Genomic DNA, 26,583 nt, shown 5'->3' on the forward strand with positions numbered 1-26,583 from the left:
CTACTCCCGTACTCCCCTACTCCGTACTACTTCGCAATCGGGCAGTACTCTTGAATGGTTTTTACGTCCAAAGTTGTATTTTGTAAAGAACGGATGGCGGCGACGGTAGCTTTTGCGCCAGCAATGGTAGTAATGATGGGAATTTTGTAAGCTAAGGCTGTGCGACGGATTAACCTAGCATCAGTGTGGGCTTCTTCCCCGGAAGGTGTGTTGATAATAAGTTGGATTTTTTGATTTTTGATTGCATCCAAAACGTGGGGACGGCCTTCATGGAGTTTTAACACTAATTCAATATTTAACCCCTGTTCAAGAAGAACTCGCCGTGTACCAAGGGTAGCCATCACTGTAAAGCCCAAATCGATAAACTCCTTCACCACAGTACCAGCAGCAGCTTTATCGCGATCGCTCATTGATACAAATACAGTTCCAGTCAGTGGTAAACGCTCCCCAGCACCCAGTTCTGCTTTGGCAAAGGCCCGGCCAAAGTCGCTGTCAATTCCCATCACCTCACCAGTGGATCTCATTTCTGGGCCCAGTATTGTATCAGTTCCTGGGAATTTATTAAAGGGTAATACTGCTTCTTTTACAGCAATGTGGGTTGGAATGACTTCCTCGGTGAAACCTAGCTCTTCTAAGGTTTTACCCGACATGATTAAAGATGCCAATTTCGCTAACTGTACGCCTGTTGCTTTAGATACAAATGGTACTGTACGCGAGGCGCGGGGGTTAGCTTCTAAAATGTAAACTTGGGGAGAATAGCTACTTGCACCGACAACAGCAAATTGGATATTCATCAACCCCACGACTGACAGCGCTTGTGCTAGCTGCACCGTCCAAGTGCGAATTTGATTGAGAACTGCTGGTGATAGGGAAATGGAAGGTAAAGAACAAGCGGAATCTCCTGAGTGAATGCCTGCTTGCTCGATGTGTTCCATAATACCACCAATTACCACCCGTCCAGTGTGATCGGCGATCGCATCGACATCGACTTCAATTGCGTTTTCCAAAAACTTATCAATCAAAATTGGATGTTCTGGTTCTATGAGTACTGCAAAGCTCATGTAGCGTTCCAACTCAGTATCAGAATAAACGATTTCCATCGCTCGTCCTCCCAATACATAGCTGGGACGCACCACCACCGGATAGCCAATGCGTTTGGCGACAATTAGCGCATCTTCGTAACTCCGCGCAATCCCATTCGGCGGTTGGGAAATATTTAACTGTTGGAGAATCTTTTCAAACCGCTCCCGGTTTTCTGCCATGTCGATGGAATCTGGCGATGTACCCCAAATCTTTGTCAGCAGTCCAGAAGTGTCATTGTTAAGAAACTCTTGTAAAGGAATAGCCAACTTTAGCGGGGTTTGTCCGCCAAACTGGATTATTACCCCGACTGGATTTTCAGTTTCGATGATGTTAAGAACATCTTCTTTTGTTAAAGGCTCAAAGTAAAGGCGATCGCTGGTATCGTAGTCTGTCGAAACTGTCTCTGGGTTAGAATTGACCATAATGGTTTCATACCCCGCATCCTTCAAGGCGTAGGCGGCATGGCAACAACAATAATCAAACTCAATTCCCTGCCCAATGCGGTTGGGGCCACCACCCAAAATTAAGACTTTGGGCTTGGTTGCGGGCAAAACCTCTGTTTCTTCTTCGTAGGTAGAATAGTAGTAGGGAGTAAAGGCTTCAAACTCAGCCGCGCAAGTATCTACAGTTTTGTAAACTGGGATAATTCCTAGTGACTTGCGGTAAGCGCGAACTTCATCTTCGGTGGTTTTGGTGGCATAAGCAATTTGGCGATCGCTATATCCGTCCCGCTTCACCTCATAAAGTTGCTCTTTTGTCAGTTGCTGCAAAGGTGTCCGCTTGAGGAATTTCTCGACATCTAAGAGTTGCTGCAATTTATCCAAGAACCATCGGTCAATACCAGTAAGTTCGTAGATTTCCTCAATAGTCATCCCTTGCTGCAAGGCATGGCGCACGGAGAAAATGCGATCGGGGTTAGGTGTACGCAGTTGGGCGCGAATTTGTTCACCACTTGGTAATTTTTCGGCTTTGTCGCAACCCCAACCAGCGCGTCCGGTTTCGAGCGATCGCAGCGCCTTTTGGAAGGATTCGTTGAAAGTCCGCCCAATTGCCATTGCTTCCCCGACTGATTTCATTTGAGTTGTCAGTACTGGGTCAGAACCAGGGAACTTTTCAAAGGCGAAGCGGGGGATTTTTGTCACCACATAGTCAATTGTCGGCTCAAAGGATGCGGGAGTTTTCTTGGTGATGTCATTTTTGATTTCATCCAAGGTGTAGCCCACAGCCAATTTTGCCGCCATTTTAGCGATGGGAAAACCCGTAGCTTTAGAAGACAAAGCCGAACTGCGGGAAACGCGGGGGTTCATCTCAATTACCACCACATCCCCATTAACTGGATTGACGGCAAATTGAATATTAGAACCGCCAGTTTCCACCCCGATCTCGCGGATGATTTTAATTGCCATATCCCGCAGCCTTTGATATTCTTTATCAGTCAGGGTTTGCGCGGGAGCGACGGTAATTGAATCCCCGGTGTGAATGCCCATAGGGTCAAGGTTTTCGATGGAACAGATAATCACCACGTTATCTGCCAAATCACGCATCACTTCGAGTTCATATTCTTTCCAGCCCAGTAAAGACTGGTCAATGAGAATTTGCGAAACAGGGCTGGCATCTATACCTACCTGTGCCATTTCTTCAAATTCTTCTTGGTTGTAGGCAATACCGCCACCACTTCCGCCCATAGTGAAAGCTGGACGAATAATTAGGGGATAACTACCAATTTGACGGGCAACAGCTTTGGCTTCTTCCAAAGTTTCGGCTGTATCGCTAGGACACACAGCTACCCCAATTCTTGCCATTGCTTCACCGAACAGTTTTCGATCTTCGGCTTTTTCGATGGCTGGCAGTTTAGCGCCGATTAACTCAACGCCATACTTTTCCAACACGCCATTTTTGGCTAAAGCGACGGCGAGGTTGAGGGCGGTTTGTCCTCCCATCGTTGGTAGGAGCGCATCGGGGCGTTCTTTTTCGATGACTTTTTCGACCAATTCTGGAGTTAACGGCTCAATGTAAGTGCGATCGGCCGTTTCCGGGTCGGTCATAATCGTTGCAGGGTTGGAGTTGACCAAAACCACTTCATAGCCTTCTTCTCGCAGCGCTTTGCAGGCTTGAGTGCCAGAGTAGTCAAACTCACAGGCTTGTCCAATCACAATTGGGCCAGAGCCTAACAGTAGAATCTTCCTGAGGTCGTCACGGCGGGGCATAGTCGTTGCCTTGGAGTATGAGAATACAAATCCTGATTATTTTAAGGGTCTTTACACCCTGTCGTGCTTTTTATTATTAAGTTTTCTAGGTTTGATGACATGAAAGGAGCGGGAACTAGGGAATAGGGTACAGATTATTTCGTGTTCCCTGTCACCTCTCCCCTAACCCAAATACCCAATACCCAATAATTATTTTGTATTTCTAAATACTATTTAATTGTAACCAGCAAATATTTAAAACTTTTGCAAATTCTGCTATTTAATTTGATAAAATTTTGCAACAGATTGGTAATTTATTATTGCATATATCTGTCAGCTTATTCAGCCCAAATAAATTTCTTAGATAAAAATATTTATTAACTATCTAATTGCTCAATATTTTCAACATTAAATCTTATGATGATATGTTTACTTAAATTAAAAATGGCAGAGGAATAAAAGTATCATTCTCTGCCATTCTTTATAATATTTTAAGAGTTTGTGCTGCCAACTTTTTCTTTCAGTCTAGGTAAACAAATCTAGATTATGAGAGTTTTAGCTTTGAGCCGCTTGGACAAACCCTAAAGTTAAGCTATCTTTAGCGAGGAAGTGAGCCAAATGATAAGCACGTTCCTCGGTTTTCAACAAAATCTTTTCGTACAGATAGCGTGTACCCCGATCACCTAAACTCTCTGCCTGAGCAGCTTGGCGGCGAATCACGCCAAGAATAGCTTGTTCTGCGGCTAAGTCATTTTCCACCATTTGGCGAGAGGAATATACGCCTTCAGACTCTTGCTCAAAACAGGTTAATTCTGCTAATTTGCTAAAGGTAGCTACTGGAACACCACCTAGTCCATCCAAGCGTTCTCCAATTTCATGGATGTGGTCTTGTACTTGGTTGTAGCTTTCGTTAAAAAACTCATGCAGAGAGTAAAATTCTGAGCCTTCAACTACAAAATGATGCTTTTGGTACTGCAAATACAGTGCCTGGAAACTAGCTAATACAACGTTGAATCCTTCTGTAACTGGAGCAGTGACACTGTGATCCAGCAACACAGGATTGTCATATACATTACCAAAATTTCGTAACAAGGTTTGCGTTTCAGACATTGTGTTCCTCTCTTTTTAACAGTTATAGATTTTAACTGCTTATTCTCAACATATTAACATTTTAATAATAAGTGCAAGCCAATCTGCTATCACCAGATGTTGTATTTTTACTTACTAAAAATCTCAAAATTATTGTTTGTTGGATGATGGTACACCTATCAAGATGCATAACTTTCTCATTAATATTGACATCACGGCTTAAATATGCTTTTTGTCTGCGAGAGCGAGAATAAAGAATTAAATTACCTTTTCCCCTCTGCTCCCTGTCCCCCTGCCCTCCTGCCTTATCCCCCTCTCAATATGGGATCGCTGTAAAAGGTTGACTTTTTTTTCAAAATTAATGAGAATTCTTTGCACTTAAGGTATGCTGGTTCTAAGAGGTTACACTCCTAAAACTTTCACTAAGCAGAGAGTTAAATCGCGGTAATTACTGCAAGTTTGTTGCACTTTGAGGGCAATTCTCTTGAAATCGTTTAGTTCAGAAATAGAAAGCAACCACCTTGTAGAGGTGAATTGGGCAGATCGCTGGCAAGTCTATCAACGCCTAAAGGAGTTAGACATTCCCTGTACTTGTACAGCTAACCAGCCATTGAAAGTTGAAATTGGCTCTCCTGTGATAGCTGTTCAACTTTGGAGTGTGATACAGCGATTAACAGCCTCCCGTCAAGACCAAATTTCGGCTCTTGAGTGCTGTTGGAAAATCGCTAACAACAGTTCTAATTTTTAGCTACTGCTGAGAATATTTTGCTTGATAGCTTGTACTTAGTTAAAAGGAGATCAAAAAAATGGGCGCATCTCACACTATGGAAGTATCAGAATTTTGTCTTGAGGGTAGATTTATAAATTTTGTTATTAAAGATGGCTATAAGCTTAAAGGCTTAATGCTGGGGACTCATGAAGGTGAGTCTTACATTAAACTAGCTAAACATTTACGGGCTGCTTTTGACTTGCGCTTACCATCAGGGACTTGGCTGCAAGTTGTTGGTTACAAAAAGCATGATTTGAAGGATGGCACTATCACTCTGAAAGCTGAACGGGTAATGGCGGCGCGTTCTGAGATGGGGAGAGTTAAAACGATCGCACCAGTACAAGAACCCCCATCTATTGATAATGTCAAGGTAAAGCCAGCTAAGGCTAAAGCCACAATTTTGGTGTGTCAAAAGTCTGATTGTATGAAACGCGGTGGTAAAGCAGTTTGTCAGGCGTTGGAGGCAGCTTTAAGCGATCGCGGTTTAGAAGACCAAGTTACAATCAAGGGCACTGGTTGTATGAAAAATTGTAAAGCTGGGCCAAACTTGGTTATGCCAGATAAAACACGTCATAGTCGAATTCAGGCTGCACAAATCCCCAGATTGATGGATAAGCATTTTGGTGATAAGAGTTTAGAAGCACAGCCAAAGAATTTAAGGGAAGTGGCCATATCTAATGGCAAGTTTTGCTGACGTAAGCAGGTAAGCATGAATAAACCTAACTATGCAACAAAATGTAATATATCTGAAATCTTTGTGATTGCTTCTCATAAGAGATGCTGCAAGTAGCTTGCTTCTTTGCAGGAGTGGGTTTCACTCGCAATTACGTACTTGTGGATTTTCCCACCCACCTATTTAGTGAAATCTTGACATTTGAATGAGAAAGCTTAATAATATCTTCTCAAGTGTGTTCCGTTAATACTCGGCCGTAAAGTCCGATAGAAGTTTGCAATAAAATCAAAAAACTGGCCTTAATTTAAAGCCAGTTTTTTGAATGAATGGGATTTTTATTAAGCAATTTTTTACCGGGATGCTCCCATAATTTGGAAAAATTTAAGGTGATGTAGTTGATTGATAAATGCGTAGGCGCAAAGAGACTTGTTGTTAGACATCGCTTACAGTTGAAGCGTCAATCATCAATGATTTAAAAACAAATGCCACATACCCCTCAGTGGATATACACCGTTTGTTTAACATTTTCCATGATAGTCATGATTTTTCTATTCCGTCATGACTGGAATCGCCTGGCTAAACTCTACTGCACGAAAGAAGCGCCGCCACAAAACTTCTCCCGAATGCAAAGCGGTTCTGTGGGTTTGGTTCACTACAAAGGAACTTTAAATGTTGGGATAACTCCTCAAGGGATTTATCTGAGTATTTTCCCCCTATTTACCTTGGGGCTTCCGCCGTTGTTGATTCCCTGGAGTGCCATTAGGAAAATTGAACCTGCTAACCAACTTTTTATTGAGCGTTTTCGTTTGTATCTTAGTTCTCCAAAAGCCAAACTGATTTTAAGCAAAGATATTTTGGAACCAGCTAAAGAATTTTTAGCCACACAGGGATTTGAGTGGATTTAGACAAATCCCATTTTGACCTGGCTGCTCATCTAAAATAAAAAATTCCTCGTAATCATTTTGAAATTGGTATTAAAGTTTGGGATAACAATATTGACACCTGCGGAGTTTTTGCAATCTATTGGAGCATTGTCATGAGCAACCTGAGCGTCCAGCTTCCTGACTCTTTGTACAAAAGTTTGCAGGAACTTGCCAAACAAGACGGCATTTCTATCGATCAGTTTGTGGCGACAGCAGTTGCGGAAAAATCGCTGCACTCACAACTGAAATTTATCTAGGGGAGCTAGCAAAGCGAGGCGGCCGAGAAAAATACGGCGCAGTTTTAGCGAACGTACCAGATATTGAACCGGAATCTTATGATCAATTACCTACAGCTTAACAACAAGGCGATCGCCTACAATTTGTCATCAGAAAGGCAAAGTATGTAGTAGCGATCGCTTGCATGACCGCTTCCTTGTCTGCTGGGGCTAGGCTGGCACTGATGTGATTTTCTGCCATTTTTAATACTCCTTTAGGGTACTTGATTTCAGTATTCCCAAAGTTATATAGCTTTGCCTCAAATTTAAAATTAACAATTAAATACTACATAGAATCGAGCCGATGACGTAATTGGCTACTAAAAGCATCAATTACTGTGACGACTACCAAAAGCACTAACATCATGGTTGTTGCTTTGGTGTACTCAAACCCGTCGATGTAACTTTTCAACTGAAAGCCAATACCACCTGCACCAACTACACCCAAGACAGAAGCAGCACGGATGTTGTACTCAAACATCCAAAAGGTGTAACCCAATCCCAGAGGTAGCACTTGCGGGAGAATGCCGTATTGAGCAATCTGTAGCTTGGAGGCTCCGATAACTTGCAACGATTCAAGAGAACGCGGATCAACCGCTTCAATTGCCTGTTGATAAAATTTGGCAAGGTAGCCGATGGTGTAGATTCCTAAAGCTAAAGTTCCTGCTGGTGCGCCTAAGCCTGTGGCAGCAACAAAAATTAGCCCCAGAATAATTGAGGGGACAGAACGCACAGTATTTTGCAGCAAATTAGCTAGCGATCGCAACCACCCAGGCGCAACGTTGCTGGCGCTAGCTATAGCAATCGGTACAGAAAGAATTGCTCCAATAGTAGTTCCCCATAAAGACATCTGTACAGTTTCAATTAGTGCCTTAACTGCAATATCTAAAACTTTCCAATCGGGAGGAAATAACCGGGTAATAAAATCGGTGATGTATGGCCAGCTAGAACTTAGCAGTTCAAAATCGAGTTTGAGTCCTCGCAAAGCCCAACCATAAACTACTACAACAATTAATGAGATGAGTAGAGAACTCAGCCAAGGGTAGAAGCGTAAGCGTTTTGACTTAAAAAAATAACTCATATTGTATTGAAGAAGAATTCAGAATTCAGGAGCCAGAATGAATTTTGAATTCTGGGGACTGACGTATGTATTCTGTTTTGTTAAATCAAATCTTACTCAAGCGGAAACTTTCGCAAATTTAGCTTGTAAGTTGTCACAAAGTCCTTGGTAAACGACGCGTCCAGCATCTAAGACGATCGCTTGCCCTGCATATTTTTCTGCGATTCCCAAATCGTGCAAAACTGCAACAATAGTCATACCTTGCTGAGTGTGCAATTCAGATAGAGTTTCCATGACTTGTTGGGATGCGACAACATCTAAACCAGTTATGGGTTCATCGACTAAGAGAATCTGCGGTGATTGAATTAAAGTCCGAGCGATCGCTACTCGTTGTTGTTGTCCACCACTTAATTGACTGGTTTTTTGAAAAGCTAATTCTCCGAGTCCTAACTGTTCTAATAAATTTAGTGCCAACGTGCGATCGCGTTTGGAAAATCCCAACAGTGTTTGCCAAGTTGTTCTTTTACCAAGGCATCCGCATAAGACATTTTCCAGTGCTGATAACTGTCGAATTAATCCGCCACCTTGAAATAACATACCAACATTGCGCCGAATTTTTGCCAGTGTTCGAGAATTCATCTCAACATTATTGACGATAATTTCTCCTCTGGCTGATGGCACTAGTCCAACTAGCGATCGCAGTAATGTAGACTTACCAGCACCGTTTAGCCCCAGCAAAACGGCAAATTCACCCCGTTTAATCTGGCAATTAATCCCATTGAGAATAGGGCGATTCAGAGAAGGAGTATAAGCTGTCTCTAGGTTATGACACTCAATAACATAATCATTCATATAAATTTATTTATCTGCTAAGAGGATGTTTTAAAAGCTCTTTGGTCGTTAGTAAAACGTTTTAGATCTCCCTAAATCCCCCGATCAATTGGGGGACTTTGATTCCGGTTCCCCTCTTTGGAAGCTACGGTGTACACACAAGTTATCAAATCACTACCAGTCCTCGAATTACCCTCCCTAACCCTCCCCGTATGTATTGGGGGAGGGAAATAGATTTCTTTTTCCCGCCTTTCCAAGGGGGGATTAAGGGGGGTAATTCGACTTGTACCGCAGCCTTTTTAAGGGGAGTTAGGGGGGATCTAGAAGTGCCTAAAATTACAGCCGACTACTTTTAAAACATCTGCTAATAGTTATTCAAGATGTTCACTGAATAACTGTTAACTAAATTATGGTTCAATGCCAGCGATTTGCAGAGCGTCACGTATAGTTGCTAGGTGACGATCGTGATTAATTCGCACTAATTCTGTGGAATTATACAAGTCGCTTAACAATTTATTATTTTCCGACTTATTTAATTTTAGTAAAGCGTTGATGATTTTTTCGCGTGTTGGGGCTGGAACATCATCATCAATGGCAATACCGTGGGCAGGTACACCAGTAATTTTGTGTAGAACCCGTAACTGACTCTTCTCTTCGGCGGTGATATAAGGTGGATTCAGAGCATATTCTGACACAACAGCCACATCAGCTTGACCGCGCACAACTGCTTGCAAGGCTTTACTGTAATTGCCGCCGTAAGAGACTTGACCAAAGAAATCATCTAAGCGATCGCGGTTGGGTACAAATTTTTGTTTGACCAACTCAGCGACAGGGATAATAAACCCAGAGCCAGAAGTAGGGGAAGTAAAAGCCATTTTCTTGCCCCGTAGTTGTTCTAAAGTGGCTTTAGCTGAATTTTGAGTTTTTAGGGGACTATTCTTAGGGACAACAAATGTTGAGCTATAGGTGTATCTTCCAGAATAAGTGGAACGAACTTCGGCTAGATACAAGCTGGCATTTGCTAATTGTTTCGCTTTCAAAGCCGGACGGCTACTTAAAAAAGCGACATCAGCCCGATTTGCTCTTAAAGCTTCTACAGCAGCTGTATCATCACCAACTTGGGCGACGACTGGAATTCCTAACTCTTTCGATAAAAAAGCTCCTACTGCATTTGCCTTATTTTGCAAGTCTGTAGAATCAGCACGACTGGGAAAAACTATTGTTAAAGTTTTCAGTCCTTGGGCAAGTAAGCGTGGTGTCTGTTGATTAGTGGTGGGGTTAGCGATCGTTGCCTGCATAGCCCCTACTGTGCTGACTACTAAACCTGTAAGTACTGCAAATGCCGCACCAGCACCCAATAAGCTCTTTTTACTCACACTCATTTGCAACTCTCCATTAGGAAGTTTTCTCAGTTTTTTTGCTAATTAATTTTAATTAACCCCTAAAAAAGATTTATAGCTTTTAAGAACAAAAGTCAATAATAAAGCCTAGTTTGTTTGGAGAGTTGTAGGCTTTTTTATGAGTGTATTGCTACTAACCGCTAATTACAGCGATCGCATCAATTTCTACCAACACATCTTTAGGTAAGCGTGATACCTGCACACAAGCCCGCGCTGGGGCTGTATTTTCCGGGAAATATTTAGCATAAACGGCATTCACCGCCGCGAAATCATTCATATCAGCTAGAAATACGGTGGTCTTCACCACATCTTCAAAAGTTGCACCGGCTGCCGTGAGGATTGCTTCAAGATTAGCTAATACCTGCTCAGTTTGCTTTTTAACATCATCAGTGTAGACAACATCACCAAGGCGGGGATCGATGGCAATTTGTCCAGCGACGAATACAAATTGACCTGAAGCTGCGATCGCTTGATTATAAGGGCCGACTGGTGCGGGTGCGTTATCAGTATTAATTACTTTACGGGTCATAGATATTACTTTCTCTAACGATGTTTCCTGTTTACCGATTTCTAGCTGAGAAGCGATCGGTTTGTAAACTTCTCCATCTGGCATTATCGCACCAGTGAGGTCTGCATCTTTAAAGTTGACACCATAGACATCTGCCCCAGTGAAATCAGCCCTTCTCAAATTTGCTCCATCTAAATTTGCCTGGATTAAATTTGCCCATCGCAAATTGACTTTTTGTAAATTCGCTCCTTGGAGAAATGCTTTTCTAAGGTTTGTACTTTGAAGAGATGCTGCTGTAAAATCTATGCCAGCCAAATTCATGCCTGACAGATCAACTTCGTGGAGATTCGCTCTATGAAATATACTTCCTTGAAGTTTGGCACTTTTCAATGTTGCCTCAGTTAAGTTTGCCAGAGTTAAGTCAGATCCTGTTAAGTAAGCCTCACCCAAATCTGCCTTAGTTAGATTGGCTTTACTAAGATTAGCTCCAGCTAATGAAGCTACACTTAGGTCTGCACTACTAAGATTTGCTCCACTTAAATCTGATGTATCTAGGTTTGCATAAATTAATTTTGCACTACTTAGGTCTACACCTGTCAGCTTTGCCTGTTCTAAGTTTGCATGATTCAAATTTGCGCTATTCAGATTTGACCTACTTAAGTCAGCACCATTGAGGTCTGCCCAATAAAATATTGCTGAAGAAGCACTTATGGAATTTAACTTTGTACCTGCTAGAGACGCGTTCGTGAAATTTGTACTATTAAGCTTCGCTTTGGTTAGGTTTGCCCCACTTAAATCAACTCCAGCCAAGTTTGCACTAGTTAGGTCTATCTCACAGAGGTCTGCACCTTTGAGATTTTCTTGACTCAAATTTACTGAATGAAATTTCCGTTCCCCTGCGGCGTATTTCTCCAAAAGTTCCTCAGCATCCATAATGCACCTTTAAATACCACTGACACAGTATAATCACAAAAACTTTGTGTCACAGGTATTCTTCTCTCTGCGCCTCTGCGGTTCGTCCCTCCTACCCCAACCTCGGACGTATCCCATAATGCCGTCAGTTCAGCATCTAGTTCGCACTCGTATAATACTGTTACGACAGACTGCAAAATATCATTTATGAATATTAAAGAAATACTGCTCCAAGAAATTGAATCATCATCAGATGTTCTACTAACCCAAACGCTAGATTTTTTACGTTTTCTCAAGACAAAACCAACAACCGAGGAAATATCTCCTAACCTGTCAACGGAAAAAAATGATGATACTTCCAATCATCAAACCAAACCGGGAATACAGGAAGCAGCACCAATTATTAGAGGCTCTAAAGCAGAAGATTTACTAAAATTTGCCGGAACCTGGCAAGGAGATGATTTTGAGGAGTGCTTACAGCTTGTTTACGAAACCCGTTTTTCGGCTGAATTTTAGTGATGTACCTCTTAGACACCAACCATTGTAGCCGGATCATTTTTGGAGAAACAAACGTCATTCGTCAATTACAAGAACACATTGGTTTAGGGGTTGCAACTAGCGTTATTGTGCAAGGTGAACTCCTTTACATGGTGCAAAAGTCTTCTCAACAAGAAGCAAATCTTCGCTTTGTCAGAACTTTTCTGCAAACCATTGACCTTTATCCCATTAATGGAGGGGTTGCCGATGTTTACGGTAGTCTCAAAGGAGAAATTGTCAAACATTTTGGCCCCAAAGACAAAGCAAAGCGTAGAAAGTTTACAGTTCAAGATTTGGGTTTTAGCGATAACGACTTATGGATAGCATCAACTGCTTTGCACTATAACCTCACCGTCGTCTCAGGGGACAGAGATTTTCAAAGGATACAACAAGTACAAGCCTTAGCCTTAGAATCTTGGCTTTGACATCCTCACAACACCAACCGATTCCTACAGAACATTTATAAAAACTGTATGTTGGGGAATTCCAGATATTCTTCTCCCCTCATCTCTCTGCGCCTCTGCGGTTCGTCCCTACTACCCCAACCTCGGACGTATTCCATAATGCCGATACCGCCAATAATCGCGCAGAATGCGATCGTGGTCAAAACATAAATTACCAGGCACACACCAATCTTCAAAAATTCCTACACCCTTGGCATCATCCCCAGCCTTTGGTTCCCCCGTAGCTGTCCCCAAAAATACAATGCTAATAGTATGCTGACGCGGATCGCGATTGGGGTCAGAATACACCAGTAATTGTTCAACTAATTCCACCTGCAAACCCGTTTCTTCCTCAGCTTCTCGTCGGGCCGCCACTTCCACTGCTTCCCCATAATCTACAAACCCACCAGGAATAGCCCAACCTAAAGGTAGATTATGTCTTTCAATTAACACTATTGGCCGATGAGGTCGATCTACTAGTTCAATGATGATATCAACTGTCGGTGCAGGATTTCGGTAAGTCATATTTATTTAGTCATTAGTCATTGGTCATTGGTCACTTGTACTGAGTTTCGACTGCGTTCAACTACCGCGTAGCCGAAGTGTTGGTCATTGGTTATTCCCAAAGGACAAAGGACAAACAAGATGAGTTTACTTGATTTACCGTGCAAATACTGTTCCGTGATAAATTCGATGCGTTGGCTTTGCCACTGCCCCTTGGGCGATCGCGTAGCGTGTGCATCAAACAATTGCTCTCTCTCATAATTCAGGTTACTTATGCCTTTTCCTAGATCCAGTGGTATTTTGCTGCATCCTACATCCTTTCCTAGTCGATTTGGCGTTGGAGATTTAGGCTTAGAAGCCTATCGCTTTATTGATTTTCTCAAAGATAGCCATCAACAATATTGGCAAGTTTTACCCCTAGGTCCCACTGGATACGGTAATTCTCCATATATGTGCTATTCGGCAATGGCAGGAAATCCCCTGTTGATTAGCCCAGAAAAACTGCGAGATGAGGGTTTGCTAACTGAAGAAGACTTTGCTAATTTACCAGGATTTCCGGTAGAAAAGGTAGACTTTGACCAGGTTGTGCCAATTAAGATTGGGCTACTCAAAAAAGCCTGTGAAAACTTTAAAGTGAATGCTACGGACATCCAAAAAAACGAGTTTGCAGGTTTTTGCGACAGTAAAGCCTACTGGCTAGAGAATTACGCCTTATTTATGGCGCTGAAAGATGCCCATAATGGTGCAAGCTGGCATACATGGGAAGCAGAATTTGTCAAGCGTAAACCCGAAGCATTAGCTCAAGCAGAGGATCGGCTCAACGGAGATATTTTTTATTACAAGTTCGTCCAATTTGAGTTTTTCCGGCAGTGGTCAGACCTGAAAAGCTACGCCAATATGCGCGGTATTGACATTATTGGCGATATTCCTATTTACGTATCTCACGATAGTGCTGACGTGTGGGCACATCCCGACATCTTTTGCTTAGACGAAGAGACAGGAGAAGCTGCTCAAATGGCGGGAGTCCCACCAGATTACTTTAGCGCCACCGGTCAATTGTGGGGCAACCCGGTTTACAACTGGGAGGAATTACAAAAACAAGACTTTAAATGGTGGGTACAGCGCTTTGAGGCAATGCTGGATTATGTAGATATAATTCGCATTGACCACTTCCGGGGCTTCGAGGCTTATTGGTCAGTACCCAAAGGTGAAGAAACTGCCATGAATGGCGAATGGGTAGAAGCGCCTGGAGACGCTTTTTTTGAAGCAATTAGACAAAAATTAGGTAAGCTTCCTGTTTTGGCGGAAGATTTGGGAGTAATTACACCAGAAGTCGAAGCACTAAGAGATAAGTATGAATTTCCGGGAATGAAGGTTTTGCAGTTTGCCTTTGGTTCTGATCCCGGTAATCCATTCTTACCATTCAATTACCCGCGAAATGCTGTAGTTTATACCGGCACTCACGATAATGACACAACTGTAGGCTGGTTCAATTCAGCTAATGACAACGAAAAGCATAACTTATGGCTTTATTTAGGTTCTATTAGTCCTGAAGGCATCCAATGGGATTTAATTCGCCTAGCTTTGAGTTCTATAGCTAATCAAGCGATTATTCCCTTGCAAGATGTTTTGGGATTAGGAAACGAAGCGCGGATGAATTTTCCTAGTACTGCTGAGGGTAACTGGGGGTGGCGCTATCAAGCAGAAGCGTTGAGAGATGAATTACGCGATCGCTTAAAAGTTCTTACCAGACTTAATGGACGCGCGCCGCAAGAAAATTAAGGAGTAGGGAGACAAGGGAGACAAGGGAGACAAGGAAGAGGGAGGAGTAAATGCCTCCTTGTCTTCCTTGTCCTCCTCATGCCTCTCATCTCCCCTAGTCTTTTTATTGTCTGCGACACGTTGCGCTTAGTTTGCTTCCTTGTAAGGGTAAAATTTTGAATTTATTTCTCCCTTATCTCAAAACATTAGGCTTGGCAGCAATCCTAATTTCTTCCTCTTTCCCTGGCTCTCCCATTTCCTTAGCTTTCTCCTGGTTGACGCTCATCAATACACCACCAGCATTATCAGTTTTCACTGTCAGTTGCTCTTGAGCTTTCCAAATCCGGTGAGTTCCTTCTGGAAGAATACCCTCAAACTCGGTTTTACCATCGGCTATGACGCGAATCCAAGATGACGCTTTCAAAGTGACACCAATTTGTACAACCTGTCCCTCTTGTCCGCCGTCGAGGGGATTACTAACAGGTTGAACTTTTAGGGAATCTTTTGGTTGGGTTGGCTCTGGGTTAACAATGGATTTTTGTTTTGGGTATATTTGGTTTTGGCTATTACTTGCTTGTAGTACCGCGTTATTTAATAACTGAGACAACCCATTTACAGAGCATACGATTAGCAATATGTAAAGAAAGTAAAGATGAATCGGACGGAGTTGATTAATGGGTGAAGTATTCCCCATACCTTGAGGATTTAATTGTGCAGAACTGATCGGAAAAGTGCCAGAAAATTCTACTCCATTCAAGCCTAGAGCATCGGCAAATTGCCTGATCAAACCCTGAATATAGACTGGTTCTGGGAGATCGTTTATATTACCTTCTTCGATCGCCTGTAATAATCGTTGAGGAATTCTGGTTAATACAACCACTTGCTCTAGAGATAAGCCCTTTTCTTGACGCAAAGCCAAAAGTTGAGCGCCCAATTCTGCCAACTTTTCGGTTCGTTGTTGCTCTATTGAAAGCGATGGCTGGTGATTATTCTTCTTTCTTAGCCATTTCATGCCTACTGACACTCCTTAACTCCACTGAATCTTTAATAGGTTGCGTTATCTGATCTTGCAAAAAGCGAATTTCATGATCGTTGAGGGAACGATATTTACCCTCTGACAATAAGGGCTCTTTTGGAGTTTGTAATTGAATTGGGCCGATAGCAGTTCGATGCAGTTTGATTACTGGGTATCCTAACTGTTGAGCTATCCGGCGGATTTGGCGATTTCTTCCCTCCTGCAACACTATTTCTAAAAAGCTTTGTTCGGCACGATGTTCTATTAGGTGTACCTTAGCAGCTCTGGTTTTTCTACCCTCTAACACCACACCCTCACGCCACATTTGGAGTACTGCTTCTGGGGGATGTCCTTTGACCAAAACACGATATGTCTTGGAAATGCTGTGGCGGGGATGGGTTAGTCCAAATGTCAGATTTCCGTCATTTGTGAGGATTAATGCTCCCGTTGAGTCTGCATCTAAACGCCCAACTGGGTGAATACCTGAACCCTCCCGTAATTTTTTCGGTAGTAGATCCAGGACTGTTGTTCTTCCGTGAGGATCGTCGCAAGTCGAAACTACTCCCGCAGGTTTATGTAGCAATAGATATATTAAAGCCGGACGCTGCTTTTCGGATACAGTTTTACCATCAATTGCGATCGCATCTTTTTGGGGATCAACCTTTTGACCCAAATGTGCCAATTCCCCATTGATTTGCACCCGTGAGTGCCTAATCATTTCTTCCGCTTCACGACGTGAGGCGATGCCCCATTGAGCAAGAATTTTTTGTAACCGTTCCTCCATCTGGAATTGCTTATTTACTGTTAACAATTAAATGATATTTGCATTTTGTAGCGAGTAGGCATAAATGTTACATTTAAGACTTGTTTAATTTCTGTCCAGCTGTTGAGCAAATACTCATAAACAGATTGCTTAGATGCCAGAGCAAAATTCTCAAACGACAAATGCAAATAAAATCCGCATAATTACGCAGGTACTCACAAAAGCTCTAAAGCTCTGGTTAAGAGCGCAAGTGAGCCAAATCTCAGAATTAGAAGTGGAGATTAAAGCAAGCGATCGCCAACTTCTCTCTGGGCGTATCCCCTTGGTATCTATTTTTGCTACTCATGCAGTTTATCAAGGTCTCCTAATTACACAAATTCAATTAACGGCAGAAAATATTCAGATAAACATTGGTTCCGTACTTAAGGGAAAGCCATTACGACTGTTAGAAACAGTATCAGTGTCTGGCGATTTGATCGTAGACGAGAATGATTTGAATACTTCTCTCTCATCTGACTTATTATCAACTGCTTTGAGCGATTTGCTGGTTAAAGTTTTACCAACAAATTTCCCCAAGTCACAACCAATAGACTGGCAAGAAATTATCCTTGATAACAATCAAATTATACTGCGAGGCACCAGAGTAACCAATACAGAAACAATGCCTCTAGAGATTTGTCTGGGCGGCTTACAGTTACTTAGTGGGCATGAGTTGCAACTGACACAAGTAAAAATCAAGCCCCACGAGGGAGATATATTAGACGACAATCATGAGTACAATCTGGATCTTGGCTCAGATGTCGATATCCAAGAACTAACGTTGATCCCAGGCAAACTGGTGTGTCGAGGGCAGATTAACGTTAATCCTTGATCGTGAATTAAAAAATAGTAATACCCTATTTTAAATGACGTAGCGCCTCTCAGGGGATGAAGAGAACAAGAGCAAAAGGGTCAGGGGACTCAAATCCAGGATGAAATTCCATAATAAATATAGGGGCTTGAAAGCCTTGTGGAAGGGGTAATTGCACCGTCTTTCCCCTGCTCCCTGCCCCCCTGCCCCCTGCCTCTTTTGACTCACCCCAAAAGCTCTATAGTAGCGGCAACAGTAGTGTCACAAAATAATAAACCAAAGGTGCTGTGAAAATATAACTATCAGTACGGTCTAAAATACCACCGTGACCGGGAATTAATTGTCCAGAATCTTTAACTCCAGCATCACGCTTGAGCATAGACTCGGTAAGATCCCCTAAAAGACTAGCAATGCCAATCAACAAACCCAATGCTAAACCAGTCAACAAGGATCTGGGCAAGTGGAGATAATAGGCTCCTGCTATGGCTACAGCAACACTTGAAGTAATGCCAAATACAGCACCTTCTACAGTTTTCTTCGGGCTAATCTCAGACAGACGGGTTTTCCCAAAGAATTTGCCAATGGTGTAAGCACCAATATCAGCTGCCCAAATACACAAAAAAGTCAGCATTGTTGCTGTAAAACCTTGTGGTAAAGAAGCAGAACTTGCCTTTTCCCAAAAGTCCGTCCAGGTTGTAGGCCAGTAACCCCCTAGAGGAAGATTGCTAAAAACAGCACTATCAATTGCTCGTAATCGCACCCAGTAACTCGGCAAATAACCTACGTAAAATAGCCCCATTATAGAAGCAGAAACATCAGCAATCGTGGCAAATTTGGGCTGAAATAACAGGTAAAAACAGATAAGTGTGCCAGCTAAGGGCATCACAGCGTCAGCTAAACTGCCATCAATGGTACAAATTACTAGCAAAAATAGGCTGACAGCCATAGTGGTTTTAGCGGCGGGGGCGATGCCTCTGGCTCGCACCAAATTAAAATATTCCTGTTGACCCAAAAAGATGACAACCGCAAACATGATGGTAAAGTACCAGCCACCCAAAAGGGTAACAGAAAGAGCAAGAGCGATCGCAACAATTCCACTAATAATCCGAGACCAAGGCATAGAAGTATTAAATATTGGGCATTGGGAATTGGGAATTGGGCATTGGGTATTGGGTATTGGCATTGGACATTAATTAATCAGTTATTCTTTCTTCCCCTGCTTCCCCTGCTTCCTCATATTTGTTTTCCCCCTTCTGTCTCTACCAATGCCCCATTCCCCATTCCCCATTCCCCATTATCTAATCCAGTTTCTCACCACTGAGGATAAAAATGGGATCAACGGCAGTAAAGGTTTGAGAAAAGCCGCGCGTTTCTAAGCGGTTAACCGCAGACTGAACAACTTCGATATTTCTAGCCCTTAACAAAGAAAAGCTTTGAGAAATAGCATACAGACTTTCTAGATTAGCAGCTGTAGCTACAACCCGACCGGATGGTGGCAAATAATGCCATGCTGCTTGCAGAATATCCTGGATAGGTCTTCCTCCCTCAATACAAACACGGTGAGGAGCAACCTTGAGGCCATGTAAACACTCTGGGGCGCTACCTTCAATGACTTCGACGTTTTTCACTTCAAAGCGATCGCAGTTCCGCTTGATCAGATTAGCTACTTCTTCATCCCTTTCTATAGCAATAATTTGACCCTTTGGACACAATAGCCCAACTTCTACGGGAATTGTACCTGTCCCTGCGCCAATATCCCACAATACAGAATCTGATGTTAGTCGCAGTTGGGCAATTAACAATAGCCGGACTTCTCGCTGACTCAGGGGAATTCCTGGCAAATGCTCGAACAGTTCATCAGGAATACCAGGGGTAATATAAGGCCAAAGTTGGGAGGGCATAGAATTACGCAATTATACTAAAGATATGGATTTGCCGAAATTGAAAAGTCATAAGCTATAAAAACTTTTCAAACGTAGCATTATAAGAAACCATAATGATTGGTGAAATATTAGGCGAACGCTATCAAGTTCAGCAGCTATTAGGCAAAAAAGCAGGGCGACGGACGCTTGTAGCTCGTGATTGGAACACTCAGGAATTGGTTGTTATTAAGTTACTCTCTTTTAGTAGTGACTTTGAATGGGATTCACTCAAGCTGTTTGAGCGAGAAGCTGAAACTCTAAAATCTTTGTCACATCCCTTAATACCTCGCTATTTAGACTATTTTGAGGTAAATTCACCCACCATCAAAGGATTTGCCCTAGTACAAAGTTATATCCCAGCAAAAACTTTAGAGCAATACGTCCAATCTGGCCGGACTTTTACCGAAGTAGAAGTCAAAGAGATAGCCAAAGCACTTTTAGAAATTCTCATTTATCTACATGGGTTATATCCGCCTGTTATCCATCGTGATATTAAGCCTAGCAATATTTTATTGGGAGAGCGTTCTGGTAACAGTGTTGGTCAAGTTTACCTAGTAGATTTTGGCTCGGTGCAAACTGTCCTTGCTACAGAAGGTGGAACTAGAACTGTGGTGGGAAGCTATGGGTATATGCCACAGGAGCAATTTGGCGGACGCACAGTTCCAGCTTCTGATCTTTATAGCTTAGGTGCAACTTTAATTTATTTAGTTACGGGTACTCATCCAGCCGATTTACCCCAAAAGGATTTTCGTATTCAGTTTGAACAGCTGGCTAATGTGAGTCCTGAATTGACTCGCTGGTTGCAGCAAATGACTGAACCCAGTTTAGAAAGGCGTTTTAATTCTGCTGCTGGTGCGATGTCTACGACGGGCTCCGCCTACGCAGCTTTAGACAAACCACAAACGACAAACTTGCCTACTTTGGTTGTAGCTAAACCAGATGGGAGTAAGATTCAACTAACCAAAAATGGGGATTCTCTAGAAATTATCGTTCCACCGCTTGGTTTTAATTCATCAATATTATTTACAGGTTTATTTGCGATCGTCTGGAATTCATTTATCCTCGTTTGGACAATTGGCGCACTCTCTATTCCTTTTCCTGTCAACATCCCCTTTGCTTTGTTCTCACTTCCTTTTTGGGGTGCTGGCTTTCTCATGGTGTATAAACTTATCTTTCATTTATTTGGACGCATCTGCTTACGCCTGAATGCAGAACAAATTACCCTAAGTTGGGAGTTGTTTAGTTGGAAATTTTATCGCCCCTGTGCATCGTCAAGGCAAAGTATTAATAAGTTAGTTTACATTCCCAAACATTTTACTAAAAATTCTGATGGCACTAGAATTGCCGTTCCAGCACAATTATATATTTGCTCAGGAGTACAAAAATATCAGCTTGGTGGAAACGATATCGGTATTAAATCTGAAGTAGAACTTGAATGGTTAGCTCATGAATTAAGTGATTGGTTGGGTTTGCCAATTACCAAGCCAATGGAAAGTTAGTTGAGCTAGCGATCGCTTTGTTCAATGTGTCCAATTTGGCTTCACCTCTTGTTTGCCCCTAAATCATCAGATTTGAGTCATCAATGTCTATATTTAATTAGAGATGCCTTAGAGGAAATTTATATGTTTGGACTAGGATGGCCAGAAATCGCTGTAATTAGCATAGTCGCTATTCTAATTTTTGGCCCTAAAAAAATTCCCGAATTGGGCACTGCACTAGGCAAAACCCTACGAGGTTTTAAGGAGGAAATGAAAACCCCCAGCGATGAAACTAATTCAGAAGAAGAAAAACAATAGTCAAGAGTCAAGGGTCAAGGCTGAAAAACTTTTAAATGCTGAACTTGAGACTCTTGACTTTTGATTACAGTAGTGTATTGACTACAGAAGAAGGTGCTATTCCATTTTGAGAATCAGCGATCGCTGTGCCAGTATTTTGTTGATGTGTCTCTTCCTTGGCTAAACCACGCAGCTTAATTAACTTAATAGCCCTAGTCACACTTTCTGGTAGAATCACCACCAGGCTGTTATCAGGAGCCATGTCTAAGCCTTTATTAATCGCTTGGGTTTCATCCAAAATTGATTCATAGCGGCTATCAGGCTTCACTTGGGTAATGCCTTGGATAATCAATTGGGCGGCGGAACCCCGTAAACGTCCCCGTGTATCATCGTCTTCTTTGACAATGATGTAGTCAAAAATTTGTGCTGCTAATTTGCCCAAAGTAACAAAATCTTCGTCGCGGCGATCGCCTGGGCCACCAATTACGCCAATCCGTTGTCCTGTAGTCCAGTTCCTTACAAAGGAACCTACAGCTTCGTAACTAGCTGCGTTGTGAGCATAGTCTACTAAAGCGTGGTAGTTGCCTAAATTAAATAAATTCATTCGTCCCGGCGTTTGACTAACTGAAGCTCGGAAAGTCTTCAAACCAGAGCGAATCTGCTCAATTGTGACGTTTTGCACGAATGCTGCCAAACTTGCAGCTAAAGCGTTCGCAATCATAAACGGCGCACGTCCGCCCATTGTTAAAGGTATATTTTCTGCTCTTTCTATCCGATGTGTCCAATCACCTTTAACAATTGACAAATAGCCACTTTCATAAACTGCGGCTACTCCACCTTTTTGGATATGCTTTCGCACTAATTCTGAGTCTGGGTTCATGGTGAAGTAAGCAATATTAGCCTTGGTCTTTTCTGACATAGCGGCGACGCGATGATCATCAGCGTTAAGTACCGCATAGCCATCAGGGAATACGGCTTCTGCTACTACACTCTTGAGGTTAGCTAATTGCTCAATAGTCTCTATATCGCCTATTCCTAAGTGGTCTGCGGCTACATTCAAGACTACTCCCACATTTGCGGCTTCAAAGCCCAATCCAGAGCGGAGAATGCCACCGCGAGCGGTTTCCAGTACCGCTACTTCCACTGTGGGATCTTGGAGGATGACGTGGGCACTTTGGGGGCCTGTGTTGTCGCCAGCTTCCACTAAGTAATCGCCGATATATGTTCCATCGGTTGTAGTATATCCGACTACTTTACCAGTCTGTTTATAGATATGTGCTAGTAGTCGGGTAGTAGTGGTTTTGCCATTAGTACCAGTAATGCTGAGGATAGGAATTTGGCTAGATTGCTCGTTGGGAAACAGCATATCCATCACTGCACCAGCGACGTTGCGGGGAATACCCACGCTTGGGGCAACGTGCATCCGAAAGCCGGGAGCGGCGTTAACTTCGACAATTACGCCATCGACTTCCCGCAGGGGACGGCTAATATCTGTGGTGACGATATCGAGTCCGGCGATATCCAAACCGATAATCTTGACTACCCGTTGTGCCAACCACAGATTTTCTGGGTGAATTTCATCGGTACGATCTACGGCGCTACCACCTGTACTTAGGTTGGCTGTTGCCCGGAGATAACAAAGGGTTCCTTTGGGTGGAACACTATTTAGGGTATAGCCTTGCCTTTCTAAGAGTTGGTAACTGGTGCGGTCTAGTTCAATCTTGGTCAGGACGTTATCATGTCCTTCACCGCGATTTGGATCGAGGTTTGTTTCCTCAATCAGTTCGGAGATGGTGGATCTACCATTGCCAATAACGTGAGCCGGTACGCGTTCGGCAACTGCGACTACTTTGCCATTTACCACCAATACTCTATGGTCACGTCCAACGTAATATCTTTCGACAATAATTGATCGAGAAACCTGTCTAGCAGCTTCGTAGCCGGCTTCTGCTTCTTCCCAAGTTCGGATGTCAATGGTGATCCCACGTCCATGATTGCCATCCAGGGGCTTGAGAACGATGGGATAGCCGCCAACGTATTCAATAGCTTGTTCTAAATCGTCTAAGAAGTTGATCACTGTACCTCTGGGTACTGGCGCACCGGCTGCCGCGAGGATGCGTTTAGTAGCTTCTTTGTCGCAAGCTAGTTCTACGCCTAGAATGCTGGTGTTGTCCGTCATTGTGGCCTGCATCCGCTTTTGATTCACGCCGTAGCCTAGCTGAATCAAAAAGCGGGCTTCCAGCGACATCCAGGGAATACCTCTTTTTTCTGCTTCTTTAATGATCGCTTCTGTGGAAGGGCCTAAGGAAGCATCACGGGTGAAGTCTTTCAGGTCTTGGATATCTTGTTCTAGTTCTGCCTTGGGATAACGGCCTCGATCAACGATACTTTGGCACAGCCGCACTGCGGCTCGTCCAGCGTAGCGTCCTGCTTCCTCATTCTGGTATTCAATTACTACTTGATAAATTCCGGGTGTGGCAGTTTCGCGGGTGCGACCAAAGCCGACGTGCATACCAGCTAATTCCTGGAGTTCTAAAGCTACATGTTCTACGATATGACCGATCATTGTGCCTTCTTTGACTCGCATCAAAAAACCACCACGACAGCCAGGCGAACAATAATGACCCTCCAGACTCGGCAGCGCCTCAACTAGTCCTTCATAAAAGCCTGGGATTTCATTCGAGGGCGTCTCGGCAAGGGTTTCTAAATCGAGGCGCATGACGATCAGCTTGTGGCGTCGAATGCTCCAATAGTTTGGGCCGCGTAAGGTCTGGATCTTGAGGATTCTCATGGGAATAGGTAGATGGAGATTCGGAACCAAAATTCTAGTTTCTTACTGTAATTGACCGCTAAACTGTTCGTTGCAAACAGTTTTTTCTTTTTACATAGTATTCTCATCATTTTTCTACAACAAGAAATAAATGTGCGGTCAACCGATTTTGGATTTTAGATTTATGATTTTGGATTAAAAGAGACAATTAGGGTACTTAGCTCTGGTAATTTTTAGATTTACGATAGCGTAGCGTCAACGAGTCATCGAGGGGTTTTTAGATTTGTTTCACCCACTTTCTGGCGGCATCTGCCGAAAAGCTCTCTTAATCTAAAATCCGTCTTGAAAAGTTTGCTAGGTCGGGAAACCTCCTTACAACTTTCCGCAAAATCCAAAATCTAAAATTTGTGGTCAACTCAGTGTAACCTCAGATACTTTGTCCCGTCAGCTGGAGATCCGGTGTACAGCAGGCAATACAGTGCGCTGGTACAGGTGGAAGCGATCGCCGTAGCTGAGGATATGGAGACGTAAATTATGCACGGTTAATGGTTCATTAGCACCAACATGGGGTTCGTTGGTGTGGGTGGCTTCAGTGGGATCGACAATAGTAACACTGCCTTTACCCATAACTTGTAACCAGCCATCACGTTCAAACACTGCACAAGTATCTTCGTCAATGCCAATACCTAAGCGATCGGGGTGAGCAGCGATCGCACTAATCAACCGCCCCATCCGATTCCGGTTGTGAAAATGTTGATCAACAATGACTTCAGGAATAAATCCCAAACCCGTTGCCATATCTACTAGGGAACGATTCGGCGACTCTCCACTCCCGCCGCCCGCAATCATGTGATGCCCCATCACTGCCGCTCCTGCACTGGTGCCTGCTAACGTCAGTTGCCCTGCCCTAACCCTCTGCCGAATAATTTCCATTGCTGGCGTATCTGCCAATACGCCACAGAGACGCAGCTGATCTCCTCCTGTCAAAAATACCCCGCTACAGGCTTCTAAGGATGCTTTGATTTGAGAGGCTTCACACTGTTCGCGTTCGCGGATGTCTAAAATCTCTACCTTTTGGGCACCCATTTCTTCAAAAATGCGAATGTACCGACCACCAATGATGGCAGGCTCACGAGAGGCAGATGGAATAATTGTAATATAAGCCTTACTAGCACCAGCACGTCCAAAAAAAGTTCGTAGGATTTCGCGCCCATGAACTTTGTCTTCTGCGCCTCCGATAACCAGAACGGCGGTTTTAGTTGCTTGGGGTGTCCTCATTTCTAGCGATTTAGCTTGTAATTGCGGCATTTTGTTTCTCCTGTCAACAACTTCAGGTGAATTTAACAAGGTGTTAGAAGCCTGGTGATTTTTGCGCTTTGCAACCTTTGAGAGGACACTTTTTGGAAGTTTTGGAACTGGGCAGCCACTCTCCAAATTTTCGCTTAACGCTCACGTTGCCTCAGTTTAAACGTGTTTGTTGCCATTCCTCAAAGCCAGGGCCTTGTTTTTCACCTGTCCACTTGCAGCAGGGCAAAATAGTCTTTTTGGGGCTAAATTCCCCTTCTGGGGCTGGGGACGAGCAGTTAAGACTACGCTTTTTCTGAGGCTGGATCGATACATCCTGGAAGTTGTTAACTTGATATGATTATTAATTTAAATGTACTTGTGACAACATTTAAACATAAATTAAGTAATTAGAAAAACTTTCGATCCCATCTAAAATCCAAGAGGTCTGGTAGTTTTAGATACTATTGATAAAGTTTAACTGGAGTTTGACTCGACCTTGGCTTGACAGTGTTTGCTAGACATCCAAATTTAAGATTAGTGTCCTCGAATACGAATAACTGTGCGCTTTGATATAGTTACACTTTTTCCTGACTGTTTTAACTCTGTTCTCAATTCGGGATTACTGGGTAAAGCCTTAGCCAAACAGATTGCCGAAGTGCATCTGGTTAATCCACGGGACTTTACTACTGACAAGCACCGGAAGGTCGATGATGAACCTTACGGCGGTGGTGTTGGGATGCTAATGAAGCCAGAGCCAATTTTTAATGCTGTGGAGTCGCTGCCGATTCTGCCCCGAAGAGAAATAATTTTGATGAGTCCACAGGGTCAAACAATTAATCAACCTCTTTTGAAAGAATTGGTGACAAATTATGACCAGCTAGTAGTTATTTGTGGGCATTACGAAGGAGTCGATGAGCGAGTGCTGCATTTGGTAACTCGGGAAGTATCTCTAGGCGATTTTATTCTGACTGGCGGAGAAATTCCAGCAATGGCTTTGATTAATGGTGTAGTGCGACTAATACCAGGAACCGTGGCCAAAACCGAGTCCCTCACAGCAGAAAGTTTTGAGGAAGGGTTATTGGACTATCCCCAATATACTCGTCCTGCCAATTTTCGCGGTTTGAAAGTACCTGATGTCTTACTCAGTGGGAATCATGCAGCGATCGCCAAGTGGCGTTACGAACAACAAATTCAAAAAACCCGCGATCGCCGCCCTGATCTCCTGGGGCAGGGGGCAGGGAGCAGGG

The 26,583-nt window shown here is 43.2% G+C and carries 26 protein-coding genes; 11 read left to right on the forward strand and 15 right to left on the reverse strand.

Annotated elements, in window-relative coordinates; genetic code table 11:
- Positions 1-26: 26 nt before the first annotated feature.
- Both carB and GNF10_RS20690 read right to left on the reverse strand, forming a co-directional pair.
- On the reverse strand, positions 27-3,290 hold the full coding sequence (gene carB, locus GNF10_RS20685; protein WP_185581657.1) for a carbamoyl-phosphate synthase large subunit: 3,264 nt from the start codon (positions 3,288-3,290) through the stop codon (positions 27-29).
- Between the two features lie 534 nt (positions 3,291-3,824).
- Positions 3,825-4,379: a Dps family protein gene (locus tag GNF10_RS20690; protein ID WP_185585476.1), complete on the reverse strand. Its 555-nt coding sequence runs from the start codon at positions 4,377-4,379 to the stop codon at positions 3,825-3,827.
- A gap of 463 nt (positions 4,380-4,842) precedes the next feature.
- Between GNF10_RS20690 and GNF10_RS20695 the strand changes: the two genes are divergently transcribed.
- The 4 genes from GNF10_RS20695 to GNF10_RS38710 all read left to right on the forward strand — a co-directional run bounded on the left by GNF10_RS20695 (position 4,843) and on the right by GNF10_RS38710 (position 6,980).
- On the forward strand, positions 4,843-5,106 hold the full coding sequence (locus GNF10_RS20695) for an Asr1405/Asl0597 family protein (RefSeq protein WP_185585477.1): 264 nt from the start codon (positions 4,843-4,845) through the stop codon (positions 5,104-5,106).
- A gap of 58 nt (positions 5,107-5,164) precedes the next feature.
- Positions 5,165-5,821 carry a (2Fe-2S) ferredoxin domain-containing protein gene (locus GNF10_RS20700; protein WP_185585478.1) on the forward strand — a complete coding sequence of 219 codons (657 nt, stop codon included), beginning with the start codon at positions 5,165-5,167 and terminating at the stop codon, positions 5,819-5,821.
- A 518-nt stretch (positions 5,822-6,339) separates the two neighbouring features.
- Positions 6,340-6,705 carry a hypothetical protein gene (locus GNF10_RS20705; protein ID WP_260446313.1) on the forward strand — a complete coding sequence of 122 codons (366 nt, stop codon included), beginning with the start codon at positions 6,340-6,342 and terminating at the stop codon, positions 6,703-6,705.
- A gap of 131 nt (positions 6,706-6,836) precedes the next feature.
- Positions 6,837-6,980, forward strand: a complete 144-nt coding sequence (locus tag GNF10_RS38710) for a hypothetical protein (RefSeq protein WP_260446168.1) — start codon at positions 6,837-6,839, stop codon at positions 6,978-6,980.
- 97 nt (positions 6,981-7,077) lie between these two features.
- On the opposite strand, the gene GNF10_RS38715 is transcribed toward GNF10_RS38710, so the two are convergent.
- From GNF10_RS38715 to GNF10_RS39310, 5 genes are all read right to left on the reverse strand, one after another.
- A complete protein-coding gene (locus tag GNF10_RS38715) occupies positions 7,078-7,200 on the reverse strand; it encodes a hypothetical protein (RefSeq protein ID WP_260446167.1) in 123 nt (40 codons plus the stop codon).
- 84 nt (positions 7,201-7,284) lie between these two features.
- Positions 7,285-8,079 carry a phosphonate ABC transporter, permease protein PhnE gene (gene phnE / locus GNF10_RS20715; RefSeq protein WP_163934552.1) on the reverse strand — a complete coding sequence of 265 codons (795 nt, stop codon included), beginning with the start codon at positions 8,077-8,079 and terminating at the stop codon, positions 7,285-7,287.
- 96 nt (positions 8,080-8,175) lie between these two features.
- Positions 8,176-8,910, reverse strand: coding sequence for a phosphonate ABC transporter ATP-binding protein (locus GNF10_RS20720; RefSeq protein WP_185585480.1), 735 nt, complete (start codon positions 8,908-8,910; stop codon positions 8,176-8,178).
- A gap of 386 nt (positions 8,911-9,296) precedes the next feature.
- Positions 9,297-10,271, reverse strand: coding sequence for a phosphate/phosphite/phosphonate ABC transporter substrate-binding protein (locus GNF10_RS20725; RefSeq protein ID WP_185585481.1), 975 nt, complete (start codon positions 10,269-10,271; stop codon positions 9,297-9,299).
- Between the two features lie 151 nt (positions 10,272-10,422).
- Positions 10,423-11,730 carry a Rid family detoxifying hydrolase gene (locus GNF10_RS39310; RefSeq protein WP_185585482.1) on the reverse strand — a complete coding sequence of 436 codons (1,308 nt, stop codon included), beginning with the start codon at positions 11,728-11,730 and terminating at the stop codon, positions 10,423-10,425.
- Positions 11,731-11,916: 186 nt separating this feature from the next.
- On the opposite strand from GNF10_RS39310, the gene GNF10_RS20735 reads away from it, so the two are divergent.
- Both GNF10_RS20735 and GNF10_RS20740 read left to right on the forward strand, forming a co-directional pair.
- The gene (locus GNF10_RS20735; protein ID WP_185585483.1) at positions 11,917-12,225 is read left to right on the forward strand and encodes a hypothetical protein; all 309 of its coding nucleotides are present in this window, start codon (positions 11,917-11,919) and stop codon (positions 12,223-12,225) included.
- Positions 12,226-12,227: 2 nt separating this feature from the next.
- A complete protein-coding gene (locus GNF10_RS20740) occupies positions 12,228-12,671 on the forward strand; it encodes a type II toxin-antitoxin system VapC family toxin (RefSeq protein ID WP_185585484.1) in 444 nt (147 codons plus the stop codon).
- A gap of 111 nt (positions 12,672-12,782) precedes the next feature.
- On the opposite strand, the gene GNF10_RS20745 is transcribed toward GNF10_RS20740, so the two are convergent.
- Both GNF10_RS20745 and GNF10_RS20750 read right to left on the reverse strand, forming a co-directional pair.
- Positions 12,783-13,214, reverse strand: a complete 432-nt coding sequence (locus GNF10_RS20745) for an NUDIX hydrolase (RefSeq protein ID WP_185585485.1) — start codon at positions 13,212-13,214, stop codon at positions 12,783-12,785.
- 17 nt (positions 13,215-13,231) lie between these two features.
- Positions 13,232-13,438: a hypothetical protein gene (locus tag GNF10_RS20750; protein ID WP_185585486.1), complete on the reverse strand. Its 207-nt coding sequence runs from the start codon at positions 13,436-13,438 to the stop codon at positions 13,232-13,234.
- Between the two features lie 28 nt (positions 13,439-13,466).
- Between GNF10_RS20750 and malQ the strand changes: the two genes are divergently transcribed.
- The gene (gene malQ, locus GNF10_RS20755) at positions 13,467-14,975 is read left to right on the forward strand and encodes a 4-alpha-glucanotransferase (RefSeq protein WP_185585487.1); all 1,509 of its coding nucleotides are present in this window, start codon (positions 13,467-13,469) and stop codon (positions 14,973-14,975) included.
- Between the two features lie 172 nt (positions 14,976-15,147).
- Here the strand turns inward: malQ and GNF10_RS20760 are convergent, their stop codons facing one another.
- Both GNF10_RS20760 and GNF10_RS20765 read right to left on the reverse strand, forming a co-directional pair.
- The gene (locus GNF10_RS20760) at positions 15,148-15,966 is read right to left on the reverse strand and encodes a RodZ family helix-turn-helix domain-containing protein (protein ID WP_185585488.1); all 819 of its coding nucleotides are present in this window, start codon (positions 15,964-15,966) and stop codon (positions 15,148-15,150) included.
- Positions 15,941-16,753: a pseudouridine synthase gene (locus GNF10_RS20765; RefSeq protein WP_185585489.1), complete on the reverse strand. Its 813-nt coding sequence runs from the start codon at positions 16,751-16,753 to the stop codon at positions 15,941-15,943. The genes GNF10_RS20760 and GNF10_RS20765 overlap by 26 nt, the downstream gene beginning before the upstream one ends.
- A 133-nt stretch (positions 16,754-16,886) precedes the next feature.
- On the opposite strand from GNF10_RS20765, the gene GNF10_RS20770 reads away from it, so the two are divergent.
- Positions 16,887-17,603, forward strand: coding sequence for a DUF2993 domain-containing protein (locus tag GNF10_RS20770; RefSeq protein ID WP_185585490.1), 717 nt, complete (start codon positions 16,887-16,889; stop codon positions 17,601-17,603).
- Between the two features lie 217 nt (positions 17,604-17,820).
- On the opposite strand, the gene GNF10_RS20775 is transcribed toward GNF10_RS20770, so the two are convergent.
- Together GNF10_RS20775 and cbiT are read right to left on the reverse strand one after the other, a co-directional pair.
- Positions 17,821-18,702, reverse strand: coding sequence for a phosphatidate cytidylyltransferase (locus GNF10_RS20775; RefSeq protein WP_185585495.1), 882 nt, complete (start codon positions 18,700-18,702; stop codon positions 17,821-17,823).
- 178 nt (positions 18,703-18,880) lie between these two features.
- Positions 18,881-19,483, reverse strand: a complete 603-nt coding sequence (gene cbiT, locus GNF10_RS20780) for a precorrin-6Y C5,15-methyltransferase subunit CbiT (protein WP_185585491.1) — start codon at positions 19,481-19,483, stop codon at positions 18,881-18,883.
- Positions 19,484-19,578: 95 nt separating this feature from the next.
- On the opposite strand from cbiT, the gene GNF10_RS20785 reads away from it, so the two are divergent.
- Entirely contained in the window at positions 19,579-21,003 is a 1,425-nt protein-coding gene (locus GNF10_RS20785) for a serine/threonine-protein kinase (RefSeq protein WP_185585492.1), read from the forward strand.
- Positions 21,004-21,126: 123 nt separating this feature from the next.
- Complete coding sequence (tatA, locus tag GNF10_RS20790; RefSeq protein WP_185585493.1) at positions 21,127-21,300, forward strand: twin-arginine translocase TatA/TatE family subunit; 174 nt, start codon at positions 21,127-21,129, stop codon at positions 21,298-21,300.
- A 64-nt stretch (positions 21,301-21,364) separates the two neighbouring features.
- On the opposite strand, the gene cphA is transcribed toward tatA, so the two are convergent.
- Both cphA and GNF10_RS20800 read right to left on the reverse strand, forming a co-directional pair.
- On the reverse strand, positions 21,365-24,070 hold the full coding sequence (gene cphA / locus GNF10_RS20795) for a cyanophycin synthetase (protein WP_185585496.1): 2,706 nt from the start codon (positions 24,068-24,070) through the stop codon (positions 21,365-21,367).
- Positions 24,071-24,493: 423 nt separating this feature from the next.
- The gene (locus GNF10_RS20800) at positions 24,494-25,357 is read right to left on the reverse strand and encodes a cyanophycinase (RefSeq protein ID WP_012412065.1); all 864 of its coding nucleotides are present in this window, start codon (positions 25,355-25,357) and stop codon (positions 24,494-24,496) included.
- 538 nt (positions 25,358-25,895) lie between these two features.
- On the opposite strand from GNF10_RS20800, the gene trmD reads away from it, so the two are divergent.
- On the forward strand, positions 25,896-26,583 hold a 688-nt coding region (gene trmD / locus GNF10_RS20805; RefSeq protein ID WP_185607210.1), incomplete at its 3' end, for a tRNA (guanosine(37)-N1)-methyltransferase TrmD.

The sequence above is a fragment of the Nostoc sp. UCD121 genome (genome assembly GCF_014222285.1).
Lineage (GTDB): Bacteria > Cyanobacteriota > Cyanobacteriia > Cyanobacteriales > Nostocaceae > Nostoc.